The sequence below is a fragment of the Lysinibacillus sp. NPDC093197 genome (assembly GCF_044754025.1).
Lineage (GTDB): Bacteria > Bacillota > Bacilli > Bacillales_A > Planococcaceae > Lysinibacillus.
On the sequence record NZ_JBIVOH010000002.1, the window covers coordinates 555742 to 572275 of the forward strand.

14 protein-coding genes and 1 pseudogene are annotated in these 16534 nt (G+C 34.7%); 10 read left to right on the plus strand and 5 right to left on the minus strand.

Going from position 1 to position 16534, the window contains the following annotated elements; translation table 11 throughout:
• Positions 1-15: 15 nt before the first annotated feature.
• From ACIP9G_RS08600 to ACIP9G_RS08640, 9 genes and pseudogenes are all read left to right on the plus strand, one after another.
• Positions 16-1212 (plus strand): discoidin domain-containing protein, encoded by a 1197-nt coding sequence (locus ACIP9G_RS08600; RefSeq protein ID WP_401018775.1) that lies wholly within the window; start codon positions 16-18, stop codon positions 1210-1212.
• A 52-nt stretch (positions 1213-1264) separates the two neighbouring features.
• Positions 1265-2866 carry a discoidin domain-containing protein gene (locus tag ACIP9G_RS08605; protein WP_401018777.1) on the plus strand — a complete coding sequence of 534 codons (1602 nt, stop codon included), beginning with the start codon at positions 1265-1267 and terminating at the stop codon, positions 2864-2866.
• A 1-nt stretch (position 2867) separates the two neighbouring features.
• The gene (locus ACIP9G_RS08610; protein WP_401018779.1) at positions 2868-5180 is read left to right on the plus strand and encodes a LamG domain-containing protein; all 2313 of its coding nucleotides are present in this window, start codon (positions 2868-2870) and stop codon (positions 5178-5180) included.
• Positions 5181-5211: 31 nt separating this feature from the next.
• Positions 5212-7134 carry a DNRLRE domain-containing protein gene (locus ACIP9G_RS08615; protein WP_401018781.1) on the plus strand — a complete coding sequence of 641 codons (1923 nt, stop codon included), beginning with the start codon at positions 5212-5214 and terminating at the stop codon, positions 7132-7134.
• A gap of 26 nt (positions 7135-7160) precedes the next feature.
• Positions 7161-7607 (plus strand): hypothetical protein, encoded by a 447-nt coding sequence (locus ACIP9G_RS08620; protein ID WP_401018782.1) that lies wholly within the window; start codon positions 7161-7163, stop codon positions 7605-7607.
• 78 nt (positions 7608-7685) lie between these two features.
• On the plus strand, positions 7686-8099 hold the full coding sequence (locus tag ACIP9G_RS08625) for a hypothetical protein (protein WP_401008391.1): 414 nt from the start codon (positions 7686-7688) through the stop codon (positions 8097-8099).
• An 18-nt stretch (positions 8100-8117) separates the two neighbouring features.
• Entirely contained in the window at positions 8118-8414 is a 297-nt protein-coding gene (locus ACIP9G_RS08630; protein WP_340825291.1) for a phage holin, read from the plus strand.
• Positions 8398-8886 (plus strand): annotated as a pseudogene (locus ACIP9G_RS08635) (peptidoglycan recognition protein family protein); the annotation flags it as partial. The gene ACIP9G_RS08630 and the pseudogene ACIP9G_RS08635, both read left to right, overlap by 17 nt.
• Before the next feature lie 390 nt (positions 8887-9276).
• Positions 9277-9657 (plus strand): hypothetical protein, encoded by a 381-nt coding sequence (locus ACIP9G_RS08640; protein ID WP_340825292.1) that lies wholly within the window; start codon positions 9277-9279, stop codon positions 9655-9657.
• 57 nt (positions 9658-9714) lie between these two features.
• Here the strand turns inward: ACIP9G_RS08640 and ACIP9G_RS08645 are convergent, their stop codons facing one another.
• From ACIP9G_RS08645 to ACIP9G_RS08660, 4 genes are all read right to left on the minus strand, one after another.
• Positions 9715-10449, minus strand: coding sequence for a hypothetical protein (locus ACIP9G_RS08645; RefSeq protein ID WP_340825293.1), 735 nt, complete (start codon positions 10447-10449; stop codon positions 9715-9717).
• A 109-nt stretch (positions 10450-10558) separates the two neighbouring features.
• Positions 10559-11350 (minus strand): GNAT family N-acetyltransferase, encoded by a 792-nt coding sequence (locus ACIP9G_RS08650; RefSeq protein WP_401018784.1) that lies wholly within the window; start codon positions 11348-11350, stop codon positions 10559-10561.
• Entirely contained in the window at positions 11343-13142 is a 1800-nt protein-coding gene (gene abc-f, locus ACIP9G_RS08655) for a ribosomal protection-like ABC-F family protein (protein WP_401018785.1), read from the minus strand. The genes ACIP9G_RS08650 and abc-f overlap by 8 nt, the downstream gene beginning before the upstream one ends.
• A gap of 103 nt (positions 13143-13245) precedes the next feature.
• A complete protein-coding gene (locus ACIP9G_RS08660; RefSeq protein WP_340825298.1) occupies positions 13246-13386 on the minus strand; it encodes an RAxF-45 family protein in 141 nt (46 codons plus the stop codon).
• A gap of 363 nt (positions 13387-13749) precedes the next feature.
• Here ACIP9G_RS08660 and ACIP9G_RS08665 point away from each other — a divergent pair, with 363 nt between their 5' ends.
• The gene (locus ACIP9G_RS08665) at positions 13750-15444 is read left to right on the plus strand and encodes a methyl-accepting chemotaxis protein (RefSeq protein WP_401018787.1); all 1695 of its coding nucleotides are present in this window, start codon (positions 13750-13752) and stop codon (positions 15442-15444) included.
• 44 nt (positions 15445-15488) lie between these two features.
• On the opposite strand, the gene ACIP9G_RS08670 is transcribed toward ACIP9G_RS08665, so the two are convergent.
• Complete coding sequence (locus ACIP9G_RS08670; protein ID WP_401018789.1) at positions 15489-16517, minus strand: AbrB family transcriptional regulator; 1029 nt, start codon at positions 16515-16517, stop codon at positions 15489-15491.
• Positions 16518-16534 lie beyond the last annotated feature (17 nt).

The following is a 16534-nucleotide window of genomic DNA, read 5'->3' on the forward strand; positions in this document are numbered from 1 at the left end:
AGATGGTGGTGTGAAATGTCAGTAAAAAAAATAACATTTAAAGTATCTAGAGCAAGCACCTATTTTACATTAGGTGCTGTTCGTTTTTACGATGAAAAAGGGAACGTTTACCCTGTAAAATTTCATGCAAAAGACCAATTGCTAGAAAACACTTTCTTTATTCAAGGAACAAAAATAACAGGAAAAGTAAATACAACAAACAGTTATTCTACTTATTACTTTGTAGACTCTCCATTTGATACAGATAAACCTACTGTTACAACATATTCCCAGAGGAACTACTGGTTAAGTAGTATTGCAGATACAATTAGTGTTTCATTTGATATTCCTATTAAAATTAGCAAAATTGATTTTGTTCCATATTGTGGTGATGATGCTAACAGAAAGCAAAATGCAGTAGAGATAACTGCCATAAACCATAATGGACAAGTAGCTATCTCAAAAATATATAACACCACTTCTTATTTAATTAATCAGATCTATACAGCTCAAACTGATGAACTTTCTTTCTATGATTGCCAATTTTTTAAAGTTAACAACAGACTATACACTACAGTCCCTTTAAACATTAACTATGAAACAAAAATGACTTCCAATACTAGCCCTTCCCCATTTGTTGCAAGCTCTAGTAGTATTTACTCTACTACCTATGACGCTTGGAAGGCTTTTGATGGAAAAAACACTAGCTCAGATTGTTGGATTACTTTGACAAACACTACTACAGGTTGGATTCAACTAGACTTCGGAACACCAAAGAGACTAAATACACTAACACTTACTTCAAGATATGAGTCCTCTGCACCAACTGTTTCCCCAAAAGATTTTAATATTCTTGGATCAGTTGATGGTAGTAGATTCGACAAAATAAAGGAAATAAGAAATCAAACAGGTTGGGGCGTTGGTGAACAAAGAGAGTTTGCATTTGAAAATGCCAAAGACTATCGCTACTATAGATTAGAAATCCTCGCAAATGGTGGTTCAAGTAGCTATACCGCTATAGGAGAAATAGCTTTTGGCTATAAGGGGTTTGCATTAGTTACAATTGGTAAGCAAAGTAAAAAAAATATTTTTAACTATGGCGCAAACTCTTTAGAAATTTTGAATATGCCTATTTTTCAAAAAAATTATGTTTTACAAAAAGGTGTCTTAGATAGTTCAGATGGACTTTGGACAAAAAAACTAGAGAGAAAACCACGCAGCATTAAGATTTAATGCTGCGTTTTTATTTTACTTCTTAATACAATAAGAAAGGAAATGATTTATTTTGGCTGTTAGAACTCAATATGAGGTTGCAGAAAATGGATGGGTGAGATTCGAAGAAATTAACCCTAGTTTCAAATACACAGCGTCATGGAACACTTGGAGTGGCGCAGCTACAAGTGGAGGTACTGATAAGAGAACAAATACTGTCGGTCAAGTAATTAGATTCAAATTTACAGGAACAGGAATTAGAATCATTTCGCCAATAAATAGTGATTTATCAAGTTCTGTAAGGATCCTTATAGATGGTCAAGAAGAAGTTTTTTCAGAGTATAGTCCCACATTAGTATGGCGCACTTGTGTTTATGAGAAAATAGGATTAGACAATAAGACTCATGATGTTCAAATTATCTCCAATACAACTGCATTAAATATTTTTGATGCAGTAGACTTATTAGAAGGAAACTCTATTTTACCTAGTTCTATAGGAAGCATTCTTTTAAACCCTGAAAACCAGTGGAAAAGAATTGAAGATATTGACACAAAATTTGTTTATGAAGGTAATTGGGGTTCAAGAACAAATGTGGCATACAGTGGAGGAAGTCAGAAAACTCAGGCAAACACAGTTCTTGGAAATAAAGTTAGATTTAAATTCTATGGTACAAAAATTAGAGTAATATCTACATTATATCCTTCTTACTCACCAAAAATTAGGATTACAATTGATGGTATAACAGATTTTTACACACTTCAAGGTGATTCTACTAATAATGCGCTTGTATATGAGAAAAAAAATCTTCCATTAGGTTTACATTATGTTGAGGTTGAAAAAGTGACTAACGGTAGTTACAATCCTGATTTCATTTGGGATGCAATTGATATCGATGACAATGGTTATATTACCGATATTGATTTTACTTTTAATAGATTAGTTATAAAAAGCCCTACTACAGATGAATATTACTCTCTCTCTGATAGTACTCTTATATACATGCCTAATACTTCTAGTAAAAACATGATTTCATATGGGGTTAAGGAAGATAATGAAGTTCAATTAGATATTCCTTTCAACAAGATAAAATATGTAATCGATTCTCCTTTTAATAATGTGATTGGTAAAGTTTTTACACAAGATATTGGGAAGATAAAAACTTTGAATATTAAGGAAGTTAAAAAGGACGATGTTGGGTCTATTTATACATGGTATAACACCAACATGACATCTAATACAACACCTTCACCATTTGTAGCAAGTGCCAGTAATATTCATAGCTCACCTTATGAAGCCTTCAAAGCTTTTAATGGAATAAACAGTTCATCTTCTGACTCATGGGTAACACCAGAACACGTTGGTGTAGGAACATGGGTTCAATTGTTTTTTGGAAAAGAAACCAAAATTGACAGATTAAAAATGTCATCTAGAAATGATTCATTTTACAGCCAAGCACCTCTAGGCTTTAAATTACTGTACTCTAGCAATGGTTCCCAATGGACAGAAGCTCAGTTATTCAATACTCCTGCTTGGACATTACCTAATGAGACAAGAACATTCGTATTGAACAAATCACTGACAGCTCAATATTTAAGAATAGAAGTAACAGATATTTCTGATTCTAATGTTTCTATAGGAGAAATCCAATTTGGTTATAAAGGAGAGGAAGGGTAATATGGCAACAACTGAACAACTTATGTCACAATACGGTATAGCTTGGTTTGGATTTGATGAGGGAACAGGTAATGTCATTGACATGTTGAGTAATGGGTATGTTGGAACAATTACAGGTGCATCAAGAGTTGAAGGCTGGAATGGTGAAGGTAAAGCAATAAATTTTAATGGTATAAATAACTACATTACAATGAATAACAATTCTTTCATACCTTTAAATGAAAAAACCATTCGATTCAAACTAAAAATGAACAACATAAATAAAAAAGGTGTAATCATTGGAAATTCTGTAGGGTATGACTTCAAAGGTATTCGAATTTATATTGATAGTGATAATACTATTTGTTTTTACCTAACAGTAGGTGGTGCGTCAACCTCATCTGTACTTGTAAAAAGTACAGAAAAGATAAGCGAAGCAAATAAATGGTATGATATTTTAATATCCAAAAATGCTAATAATACCTTAGTATTCTATATCAATGGAAAAGAAGACTCTGTTCATACTTTGATAAAAAATGAGGTCACGCCTAATGAAAGCCTAATTATAGGCAGAAGGGTGCATCATAATGACCAACATCTTGATGGCCAATTAGATGATTTACAAATTTACAATAAGGCGCTATCTCCTTCAAATTTTACCCAAAGAAGATTAGTGTTTAAATCAACAGATAATAAAAACATTGTTTTATTAGAAGACAAAATAAGAGAGATTCCCACTTTATCTGAAAAAGATTTGGTGCAATATGGAACTAACATAGAAGAAATTCATTTTTCTACTAGTAGTAATCCAATTGATTTAAATAAATCATACACGCAGTACGAGACAGTTAATACTAATAATGAAATTATAATTAACAGCATTGAGCCAACAACAGCAAAAGAGATTTTAGGTGAAATCCCACAAGTTGTATATTATACAGAATCAGATTGCACATCAACTATATTAGAGACAAACGTGGAACCATTTAGTGTTTATGATTATATTGGTGAACTTCCTGAGGTACTTGTGTATAAAGAAAATAATGAAGACATTATTGTCTCAACTACAACAGAGCCTTTTGATTTATACGATGAATTCGGTGATAGTGTTGAGGTGCTTTACTACACAGACGATACAGAGGTCACAAATGCTGACTTAATTTTAGAAGCAAACTACTCCCCTCTCGATGAATTAGAAGGCGATTTCGAAGTTGTGACGTGGACTGATGAAGCACCTGAGACTGCACAGAGAGTGCTTGAAATGCAAGCTATACCTAAACCTCAGTTCATTAAGCTGGTCAACCCGAAGCGGATTTATGGTGCTTTGGATGATGTTATAGTTAATGATATCTCTCAATCCTATCGGGATGAAGCTCGTTATTTTGTTTCTGGTACAGACACTACAAAGTGGTATGTATGGGATAAGGTGTTTAAAAAATTTGTCATTACGGATGCTTCTAGTGAAGAAGCTATTATTGCAAATGGCATGAAACATACAGACTTAAATAACATTTCTGACACTGAATGGCGGACTTGGGATGAGCAGCACTTAAATATCGGGATTTTCTTAAAAGACAATCCTCGTGATACGATCGTTTCTGTTGTTGAAAATATTTCATATGAAGATTACCTTCCTCGCCATACAACAGCAATTCAAGACACAAGTTTATATATTTTAAATACAACAGCAAAAATAGATATTGCTTTCAACGGAAATGTTCTTAAAGGTGTGTTAAGTGATGATGATTTAACACGTGTTCAATATCGGGTATTGCTGAACAACCGCCACTTCTACCCTTCTGATGGTAGCTTTACAAAGCTAGGTGAATCTCCTCAAAACATTGAATTAGTAATCCGAAGTAAGGACATTAAAATTGATGATTGGAATACTTTAAAAGTGGAGTTTAAAGACTACTTTGGTACTACAGATTATTGGTCAACAAACTTTATGGGTACCTACTCTGGACTTATGTTTAAAGATGTCCATGGAGAATACTTTTCTAATGAAATAGGAGACGTATTAAAGTATCTTGATTTTGGTGTCATTATCGCAGGACAAACGACAATCGAGCATGAGGTAATCCTAAAAAATCAATACGGCTATGATGTTAAAAACGTGCATTTGTTTGCAAATACAGCTAATTTCCCAACCGAAATGACAGTTGAATTCAGTCAAAGTCAGTCACCTTTTATACCTTATCCAGATTTAAAGCTGAGTGGTGTGCTTGCAAATAATGCTGAAATGCCCTTCTTTGTTCGGTTAAAAACAAAATTAGGTTCAACGCCTGACGCAAATGGATCGTTTGACATTATCGTGAGAGCAGATAAAGCCTAATCACAATACAATGTGATAAGGAAGTGAAAATATGAATGAGGACAATAATAATGAAATAGTTAAGGATCTTCCACTACATCCAAAAACCGATGAAATCGTTAACGGAAGCTTGCATGATCATTTGCTAGGAACTGAACTTGCTCCTAACCTTAGCAATAGTTTTAAGGCAAAGTATAGTTTAATTGCGGTTGACAACGCTGATATTCATACAGAAATTATTTCAAGACCTGAAAAAAATGCAGATGTTGATACAGAAATTATCCCTCGTGCCTATAATGAAACTTCGAAAGAAATACACATCAATATTATGTACCGGGGTAATGCTGAAGTGCTAACTGAGATTCAACCAATTGGATATAACAACCTTTTAGCTGAAATTGAAGTTCCACCACATAATAGAATGTCTTCCATCTATGAAGTTCAACAGCCACCAATTATTACAGATAGTTTCACCCCGACTCAAGACGCTTTTACACGTGAAAAAACAGAATATCAAACCATTAACTATGGTGAGTATAAATCTATGTTGGCAGGTCAAAGTCGTGATGACATTTGGCGATCATTTATACAATTTGATGTGACTTCAATCAATCCATCGTATGTTTTAACAAGTGCATATGTAAGGCTGTACTACAGTGGTAGTATTCCAAAAGGAATTACGCTTGAACTTTTAAACGCTGGTAGTAAATGGTCTGAATATAGTATTACGCACTTAAATCGCCCTACGCCTATTCAGTTAATTACAAAAGAATTCACTATTAATGAACAAGCAGGCTACTTAGAATTCAATGTTTTCGATATTGTAAAAAGCTGGGTTGCGCTTCATCAAGTGAATAATGGTTTTATCATTCGTGTCTCGAATGAAATTACCGATGGATATGTGACCTTCCTTACAAGAGAATCACAGTTACCTCCTGAACTAGTAGTAGAGTATTTTGACTCTACAATATTTAGTTTTGGCAGAAGTCAGCACATTACTGAAATCTTTATTTATAAGTCCCTGCCCTCGGATAAAGACACAGAAATCACCGTTGGTTCAACATTTGATAATTCTGAGTACCCAACATATCTTTACGTTCATCGCGTTGAAGTGCCTCTCGATGAAGATATTTTCGTAGAAATCAAAGTTAATAAACCATATATTCCTGCTGAGCTAGTGGTAGCAATTCCAGATGAAAGTAATATTTTGACTGAGGTTAGCGTTATAGTATCAAAAGATCGTACCATTTGGTCGGATATAACTATTAATAAGCCAAGTATCCCTATCGAAATAATAGCCTCCCGAATAAAAGATGACGAGCATGAAACAGAATTAGTTATTAATAAACCTTTTATAGAAGCTGAAATCACTATTCCTACACATAGGGATAGCGATATTATAACTGAAATTGATATTAATACTATTTTTTCGAGTAATGTACATACAGAAATTCTTCTAAGTAAAGATACAATTCCTACAAAAATTTCTTCACGAGCTCTTGAAGATCATAATTTATATACAAAAATTGCTGTTTCAAAACCAAAGATTGAAGCGGAAATCGTGGTAAAATATCGAGACGATATTTGGGTTGAAATTGAACCCAATATTATTAGTGATCTTACAACTGAGATTGTTGTATCTAAGCCTGAAGTTGAAGGTTGTATTGCTATTAGAGTACAAAAAGATTTTGATTCAAATGCAGAAATTTTTGTCTCTTACGTAAATGATATTAATACTGAGATTATAGCTCGCAAAGTCAGCCAATTACCTACAGATATTGATATTAAAGCTGTTAGTCAAACTGACACAAAAATATCTGTATCAAAGCCATATATCCCTACTCAAATTACAATTCCAACTTGGGATGAATCAGACATTTTAACGACAATTAAACCGAGAATATTAACTGTATACAATATTTATACTGTCATTAGGATAAATGGCGGCGTTTCAGGCTATGCATTTATTATGTAAACAATGGAGAAAAAGGAGAAAGAACTATGATTATTAAAAATTACGAAATTAGTGAATTATATGCTTTTCTATTTAACCTCATTTTAAAAGGGAAAGAGTCACGAATGCGCACGCGCTTTCTCAAACTATTAGAAGATCAGCTAAATCTTGTAAATCAAGAAAGACAGCAATTAGTTGCTGATTATGCCGAAAAAGATGAAAATGAGGAAATTTTATATACCAAGGAATTTGTAGATGAAAAAGAAATTGAAGTTCCTATTTTTAGTCCAGAGGCTGAAAAAGAAGTGCAAAGCCAAATTTTAACGTTACTTCAGGAAGATTTTATTATTGACGAGACTGCAGATAAAATTGAAATGCTACAGGTTTTACAAGAAATACTGCTGAATTTAGATTTAGAGTTCACTGGTAAAAAAGCAACTTTATATAATAGGTTTTGTGAAATTTTCGAGGACATACAATTACTTAAAAATTAATTGAAGCATTCTTTTAGGATAGTTGTGGACATACAATCCACTCTATCCTTTTATAATTTTTTAAAGTTGGTGATGAATGTGCAAAGCGAAAAACATGGGGAACGATTGGCTTCTGTAGAAGTAGAAATGAAGAATCATGAAAAACGAATTTCAAAATTAGAAGGTAATCATGAATTATTACAGCGTTTAACAGTCGTTTCAGAACAACAACAAGAAATGAATAAATACCAACAAATTCAATTAAATCGAATGGATAAAACCTTCAATAACATCAACATTAATCTTACTAAACTAAATATGTCACAAGTAGAGCTGCAAGATGATGTAAAAGGTATTGGTAAACGAGTAGATAGCATTGAAGAAGACTTAAAATATGAATCTGCAAAGGATAACCTTTCAATTAGTGACACAATCAAACAATATCTACATTGGTGGATACTTATCCCACTTACAATTATAGGTGCAGAAATTATTAAGTGGCTAGGTTTATAAAGAAAGGAATGATATACCATGAAAATCAATTGGAAAGTCCGTATTTGTAACCCTCAATTTTGGATTACATTCGGATTATCAATTATTACCCCTTTATTCGCCTATTATGGCATCACTGGAGCTGATTTGACTACTTGGGGAAGTGTATGGACATTAATGGTCAACGCGCTTTCTAATCCCTACGTACTTGCTTTAATGGGCGTTAGTATCTATAACGCCGTTTTAGATCCTACAACGGCCAATCTCAGTGACTCTCAAAGAGCATTGGCATATGTAAAGCCGAAAAGAGATGATTTTAATGACAATAAATATTAAACAACTTTTAGTAACACCCTCAAAATATAATTTTAAATGTCCATATACTATGGATGCTCAATATTTAACGATACATAATACAGCGAATGATGCATCAGCAGCAAACGAAATCAATTATATGATTAGTAATAACCATCAAGTATCCTACCATTTTGCGGTAGATGATCAGGAGGTAATTCAGGGATTGCCTTTAAACCGGAATGGGTGGCATTGTGGAGATGGTAAAGGTCATGGAAACATGCAATCAATTGGTATTGAAATTTGTTATTCTAAATCAGGTGGTGAACGTTATGCAAATGCTGAAAAATTAGCTATTCAATTCATAGCACAGCTTTTACAAGAACGTGGTTGGAAAATTGACAGAGTAAGAAAGCATCAAGATTGGAGTGGTAAATATTGTCCACATCGCATTCTTGATGAAGGAAGATGGGCATCATTCTTAAATAGAGTTCAAAAAGAACTTGATAAATTGACTAGCAATAAAGGAGGCTTCACCATGTCACAATATGAAGAATTAAAAGCTGACTGTCAAATAATATTTCAACAATTAGCATTCATTAATACTATGTTAGGGCTAGTGGAACGACCTGTTGACAAATCGCATGAAGCAGGATGGACATGGTGTCAAGAACAAGGTTTATTAAATGGGCAAAACCCACAAAAGCCACTTACAAGAGAGCAATTTTCAACAGTTCTTTATAGATTAAATAATAAAAAATAGTTCTATTTTATTTCCTCTAACTGCTCGAAATAGAATAATTAGAGTTTTTCTCACTTCCATAGCTGAACCATGAATAAACCACTGTGCAAACTCAAACCATGTTACAATAGAAAAGAATAAAGGCATCGAAGGAGATATTGCATGAAGCTATCCACCGTTTTAAATGTTTGTATTTTCTTATTTTTCACTTTACTATTTGTCAATGATTTTTTCCCTGCCACGACGCTAGCAGAGCTATTGTCGAAGAAAATTATCCTTGTCATATTAATCGTTCTTGTATGTATACAAATGGTGACTTCAAAAGGTACATATAAAAAGATATCCAAAAAGGCGTATGCTGGATTAACGCTCTATACAATTGGCCTTTGGATTGTGCTCACATTATTAGGCGGCGAATCAGAAATCGGTTTATCTTATAATAGCCCTATTTTCTATCTTATTGTGATAGTACTTGGCTTTGATTTACTCCGTGTTTATCGTCAATGGAAACGTGAAGAAGCAGAAAAAAATAACGTAAAATAAAAGCATGTCAGCCGATTGGATTTAAAAACCAATTGGCGACATGCTTTTATCTTTCAATTAGGATTCTAATACATTTAATATTGCATCTAGCTCCTGAACAGCGTGATCTAAGCGTTCCTTCGCCTCGATATTTTGTTGCTTCAACTGACTATACTCTAATAAATTTTTTTCATGCTTTAATTTAATAGAAGATAGGCGTTCAATACGTGCCTCGACCTTGTCAATTGCTTGCTCACAAACAGCAGTCCATAATTTTTCCGATTGCTGCATTTCTGTCGTGGACGGATTATGTTGACGCAAAATGCGTGCGTATACCATTTCGATTTGTTCAATTATCTCTGAGTAAAAATGACGCTCTACACGCGTAGTTTGGAACGTTGAATTCTCTACATCTTTAGCATATGGCGTAATTTGACGTAATATCTTCCCCGCATTTTCTCCAAAACTATGCGATAAATTCAATACATTCATTAATTGCAATAGTAAGCGAATTTCTTCAAGATTAATAAGCTGTGAATCGATATTTTCTTTTACCTTTAATGATTCCACATATCGTCGACCGAAATGCTCAATTTCACCATTATGTTGTTCCACTAAATGTAAACTCGCATTTTCTTTTAAACTTTTAATATAACGAATCGCATGACTTCGTAGCTCCTCCATCGAAAGCATGTTGTCATTCCCTTGTTGTGGCTTACCTCGTTGAACATATGCAAATGCATCCACTTTACGTGGCCATGTTGCTTCTTGGTTTTTTTCTGAGACATTGTAGCGTATATAAATTCCGTGCATTTCATATCCTCCAAGTCCATTAAACAAGTATCTCTAAAGACAATAAATCGAATACCACTTTTTTTCAAGTAATATACTTTTAAGATTCTAAAGTTTTTTTAACAAACGTTTATTTTGCTGACCTTATTTCTTGAATACTTTTTCCTTCAGTAAATGCATGGATAGATGTTATTTTACCTAATGAATGGAAATTCGCTTTTGTATAGACATTAGCGACTTGCTCACTAATAGGCAAAATCCACAAATAATTTAGCCTGTTTATAACAGATTCTTTTTGAATATGTTGTAACAAATAACCAATCAAACCTTTTCCACGATAGTTTTCTAAAGTTGCTACACTTTCTATTCTTCCTTGTTTACCAGAAACAAATATATTTGCCGTGCAGCAAGCTACCCCGTCCATCCTTAATAAATAATAGGTAAAATGCTGTGAACGATAAGTTTTATCGAACGCCTCTTTTATTATAGCAGGTTCACCAAATGTGGATATGCTCATTTCAACTGCTAGTGCTTCCTGTACATTATCATTTGTTACACGTTCAATTTGAATTGCTGGATTAACCGGTAATTGAACAGTTACTCCATTCCAGCATTGTACCTCATCTGTAAAAGATTCATATTGAAAGCCATGTGCTTGTAATGCCTCGATACAATGATGATTTTCCTCTAAATTGTATAAATACATTCTTGGTATAAGTCCTTTTGAAGTATAAAAACGTTTTAAGTCTGTTAAAAACTTCTCCTCTTGCTCAATCTTTTTCCAAATATGCGCATGATTAGCGTCAAAGTACGTTGGCATTTCCTTATTGTAAAAGAATACACCTTGTGCACAACGTTCCATCTCACTAAAACTATTGATATAGTCAATGTCTAGTTGTATGATGTGCTCTAGCTTAAGCATAGTCCGAACCCCCTTCCAGCCATTTTTCATATAGTGCTTCTAGTTGTTGCTCTAGTTTTTGACGTTGTTCCTTAACAAGTGTTGGTTCAGATAATTTAAACTCTAACTTTTCAATTTGTTCATCAATTGGGAGCTCTTTATTACTTTGTACAATTGTCTTTGTAATTTTTTCTACTGCCAGTACTTGGTCTATCGGTAGGTGCTTTGTCCTCGCCCATTCATAGTCGCCTTCATATACATGAATTGTTTGATGGTCAATCCAGGCAATCTTTGTAAAAATCTTTTGTAAAAAGTAACGGTCATGCGATACACCGATGATTGTACCTTCAAAAGATTCAAGCGTGTCCTCTAATACTTCTCTTGCCTCAATATCTAAATGATTAGTCGGCTCATCTAAAATGAGTAAATTAATCTCTTCATGCATCAGCTGTGCTAGACGTAGACGCATCTTTTCACCACCACTTAAGTCCTTCACTTTCTTGAATACGTCATATCCATAAAATAAAAACTGTGCAAGCAGATGACGCGCCTCTGCCTCTGATACGGATACACTCTCTCGAAAAGCATCAATTAAACGAATGTTCGGATTTTCATGTTCAAATTGTTGAGACAAATAGCCAATCGTTACACTATTCCCTACTTTACATGTCCCTTGATTCGGTACAATTTCTCCTAACATCATTTTTAATAATGTAGATTTCCCACTACCGTTATTGCCCACAATCGCCAACCGTTCTCCGAAATAGATCGATAAATGACTATCCTGCAATAATGGCTTTTCAAAAGCATGACTTACCGCTTTCATTTGTACGACTTCCTTGCCACTTCGTTCCGCCATCGTTAATGCTAAATTCATTTTCTTTTTCGTGATAGGCTTTTTGACACGCGCTATCCGGTTTAATGCCTTTTCCATACTTTTAGCACGACGATACAATGCAGCATTCGGTGGATTCGCTTCATTTGCCCACTGTCTTAAACGTTTAATTGCTTCTTGCATTTTTTTTATTTTCTTTTGTTGTTCTTCATATTCAGCAAACTGCTGTTCAACTTTCGCTTCTTTTTGCGCAATAAAATCGTCATAATTCCCCTTGTACGTAAACGCCTCTCCATCCTCAATTTCGATGATTTTTTGTGCCATTTGATTCATAAATTGACGATCGTGCGATACGGCAATGACAATGCCAGAAAAATTACGAGTATAGTTTTCGAGCCATTCAATTGCTTGCATATCTAAATGATTTGTTGGTTCATCTAATAGTAAAATAGACGGGTTACTTAGCAAAATTTGACCAAGCATGACCTTTGTTTTTTCACCGCCACTTATACTGGCAAATGGCAATGGGAGTAATGACGTAATACCAAGTCCATTTGCAATGGTCGCTAGTTGAGCATCAATTTCATAGCCCCCTTGCAACATAAATTGTTCTTGGACATGACCATATTGTTGTAATACTTTGTCTGAAACGTTCGCTTGCATTTCCTGTTCCAGCGTAGTCATTTTTGCTTTTAGCGCATAGATTTCAGCAAATGCTTGCTCCAGCACTTCTTTTACTGTAAGCAAAGGGTAGCTAGGAATTTGATGTAGATAGCCAATTGTTGTTCCTTTAGTTTTAATAATACGACCACTATCAGGTACATCTATACCTGCTAATAATTGTAGTAAAGTCGTTTTACCACTGCCATTTACACCTACAATAGCTACATGTTCCCCTTTATTGACTTCCAGTTGAAGCCCTTCAAATAATATATTTCCACCTATTACCTTTTGAATTTGTTCAGCCTTAATTTGCATTGTTTTTCCTCCATAAAACGTGCGAAAAAACATCTTTAGACAACAAAAAAGACTGCTCGATTAACAAGCAGTCTTTTCCTTTTTTATTTGTGAAAAAGAATGGCTAATCCGCTACGTGTAGTATTTGATTTTGCTTAAAAATAGACAGACCTATCCCGTTGTTAGCAAAATCGAAAGTTAGAACACGTGCAAAATACATAGCGGTATCCACTTTTACACTTGTTCTCGTAGCGTTTTGATTCATTCCTTTTCACCTCCGTTCTTATAATTAGTGTTATCATACCATATTACATAGAAATTGGGAATGTATATTTTATACGTATTAATCGAAGTAGTAAGGCGATACTTCGAAAATATTTCTTGCGATTCATCCAAATAGGAAAATAGAATGCAAAAAATGTCTTTCACATCAACCCCTTTAGTACAATATTCTCAAAAAACACAGCCTAAAATTCACTAATTATATTTAATTTAGAAATATACAAAAAGCTTAAGTAATTATATACTAGTAAAAATAGAAATGTTTTCCTTAAACGCATACAAAAACAGCAAGTATTTTAGCAATAACTTGCTGTCTATTTATGTGGATTAAAATGTGGAGGGATCTATGAAAAACTTAAGTATGCAAACGAAAATGAGCTTGCTAATTGTGACGATTATTTTATTTGTTTTAATTGCTGTTGGACTTGTAAATATTAGTGAAATGAAAACGACCCTTGAATCAGAAAATAATACACGCCTTAGCCAAATCTATGATCTAAGTGTCTATAATTTGGAGCAAACATTGCCAGGTGAATGGCATTTGGAAAATGGTGAACTTTACAAAGGAGACGCAAAAATAGCGAACGAAACTGCATTAATTGATAAATTAGGAGAGTTATCCGAAGCAGCTATTACAATTTTTGCTAATGATACACGCGTTAATACAAATGTTATGGTAGATGGACAGCGTGCAATTGGCACAACTGCCGATCCGAAAGTAACAGAAGCCGTTATTACTCAAGGAAACATATATAGTGGAACAGCTGATGTAGTTGGTAAACCTTACTTCACTCAATATGGACCGATAAAAAATGCTAATGGAGAAACAATTGGTATGATTTTTGCTGGTGTTCCCTCCTCTGAAATTAGTGCGGTAGCACAAAAAATGATGCTCAAAATGGGGGTAGTAGCCTTCATAGCTGCAATTATTGCTGTAATTGCAGGTACATTACTTGTGCGTAATATTGTAAAACCTTTAAAACGTTTAAATACCCAGCTCGAAACAATTTCTGCTGGAGAAGGCGATTTAACACAACAACTCGTTGTCAACACAAAAGATGAAATTGGAGATCTTGCCAAATCGTTCAATGCCATGCTCGATACACTTCGTAAAATGATGCATCAAGTAGATGAAACAGCCAATCAAGTATCTGCTTCATCCGCTGAGCTATCTGCAACAGCAGGCTCCACAACGAGAACAACTGAACAATTAACAGCGAATATGCAAGAATTAGCAAGTGGTGCAAGTACGCAAAAACAAAGTGCTAATGAAAACGCCGAAGCCATGTATGATATTGCTGGCGGTATTCAACATGTAACGGAAACAAATATGGAAGTATCATCACATGCTACAGAAGCTTTTGATACGGCGAAACATGGTGAGAAAACAGCACAGGCCATGCAAGCGCAGATGCAGGCTATGACAGAGGCAGTTTTAGAAAGTGCCAAGTCAATCGTTGCACTTGATGCCCATGCTAATACAATTGGAAATATTGTCGAGGTCATTCATGCAATAGCTGATCAAACAAACTTACTTGCTTTAAATGCATCCATTGAAGCAGCACGTGCAGGAGAACATGGTAAGGGCTTTGCAGTCGTTGCAGAGGAAGTTCGTAAATTAGCTGAACAATCTAAAACATCTGCTGCTCAAATTACTGAGACCATTCATACGATGCAGCAGCTTGCACAAGAAGCGAGTGCGCATATGGAACAAAGTGAAAAAGAAGCCGCTTCAAGTGTAGAAATTGTTCGTACAACAAATCTTGCATTTGAAAACATTACAACAAAAGTGGCTGTTGTCACAAATAAAATTCAAGAAGTTTCAGGGATTGCTGAAGAGTTATACGCTCGTATTGAACAGGCCAATGCATCTACTCAAATTATGGCTGAAATAGCCGTCGATGCACGAGAGCAGTCAAAAGTCGTTTCACAGATTGCTGAAACAAACCTCTATTCGATGGAGGATATTAACGATGCAGCAACTACCCTTACAAAAAACGCAGAAACGCTGCAAAATTTAATTCATCAGTTTAAATATTAATAACTCAAGATTGCTCATCGGTAAACCTTATGAGCAATCTTTTTTTACGTGTTCGCTTTTTTCACAAATACTTTCACTAACGGTACAAGGAATATGGACACAATCAACACACGGAATAGCTGAAATGCAGTCACAATGGTAACATTTGCATGAACAGATGCAGCGATAATCCCCATTTGGTCTAGCCCACCAGGTACGATACTCAAAAAACCTGTGCGAAAATCAAGCCCGTACAAGTTTTTCATAACAAATGATAAAGCATATGCAGAACCTATAAAAAGACCCGCTGAAATAAATGCGTAAAAAACATGCTTCTTTGATAAATGTAAATCCTCTTTTTTCAGTAGCAGGCCGATATAAATACCAATAACGAGCTGTGCAATATGAAGAAATGATAATGGCATTTTGGGCACTTCAAGCCCAGCTATATTCAAGCCCATTAATAAAAATACTGGACCTAACATATAGCCTGTTGGAATTCTCGCCTTTTGGGCAAGCCACCCTGCCATTCCACAAATAAGGAGTAAAAAGAATAATCGCAATGAAAGACTTCCATCAACAGTGAGGATATTTTCGCCTATGCCTGTCACCATTAATGGTACAAAGCCAACAATTAGCAGTACTCGCAACACCTGATAAAACGTAATCACAGCCATATTCATATTCCCTTGCTCCTCAGCAAAGGCAACAATTTGTGTCATTCCTCCAGGGACGCAACATGTTAGCGCGGTCGGAAAATCTAACTCAGTACGTTTCGCTACTATAAAACTAATAGCAAAAAATAACAGGATAAAAATCAAGTTCAGTACAATGATACTGCCTAAAAACTGTTGAATATCTTGTACCGCTTCTTTAGTAAAGGCAAAGCCAATGGAATATCCCGCTACGATTAAACCAATATTTCGAAAATATTTATGCCATTGTAATTGTACTTTTGTAAATAACTGTACACAAAGTACAGCGGCTATTGCCCCAAGCAACCACGGCATCGGAATATGTAAAAATTGAAATAACAGCGCTCCTAACAACCCAATACATAGTGTTAAGAACATCTGTTTATAAAATGTATACATTGCTAGCAACCCCTCAA

Bases quoted from the DNA above. Each gene is read 5' to 3' on its own strand.
- ACIP9G_RS08600 (WP_401018775.1), top strand. From the start codon at position 16: ATGTCAGTAAAAAAAATAACATTTAAAGTATCTAGAGCAAGCACCTAT.
- ACIP9G_RS08610 (WP_401018779.1), top strand. From the start codon at position 2,868: ATGGCAACAACTGAACAACTTATGTCACAATACGGTATAGCTTGGTTT.
- ACIP9G_RS08615 (WP_401018781.1), top strand. From the start codon at position 5,212: ATGAATGAGGACAATAATAATGAAATAGTTAAGGATCTTCCACTACAT.
- ACIP9G_RS08620 (WP_401018782.1), top strand. From the start codon at position 7,161: ATGATTATTAAAAATTACGAAATTAGTGAATTATATGCTTTTCTATTT.
- ACIP9G_RS08630 (WP_340825291.1), top strand. From the start codon at position 8,118: ATGAAAATCAATTGGAAAGTCCGTATTTGTAACCCTCAATTTTGGATT.
- ACIP9G_RS08640 (WP_340825292.1), top strand. From the start codon at position 9,277: ATGAAGCTATCCACCGTTTTAAATGTTTGTATTTTCTTATTTTTCACT.
- ACIP9G_RS08645 (WP_340825293.1), bottom strand. From the start codon at position 10,449: ATGCACGGAATTTATATACGCTACAATGTCTCAGAAAAAAACCAAGAA.
- ACIP9G_RS08650 (WP_401018784.1), bottom strand. From the start codon at position 11,350: ATGCTTAAGCTAGAGCACATCATACAACTAGACATTGACTATATCAAT.
- abc-f (WP_401018785.1), bottom strand. From the start codon at position 13,142: ATGCAAATTAAGGCTGAACAAATTCAAAAGGTAATAGGTGGAAATATA.
- ACIP9G_RS08660 (WP_340825298.1), bottom strand. From the start codon at position 13,386: ATGAATCAAAACGCTACGAGAACAAGTGTAAAAGTGGATACCGCTATG.
- ACIP9G_RS08665 (WP_401018787.1), top strand. From the start codon at position 13,750: ATGAAAAACTTAAGTATGCAAACGAAAATGAGCTTGCTAATTGTGACG.
- ACIP9G_RS08670 (WP_401018789.1), bottom strand. From the start codon at position 16,517: ATGTATACATTTTATAAACAGATGTTCTTAACACTATGTATTGGGTTG.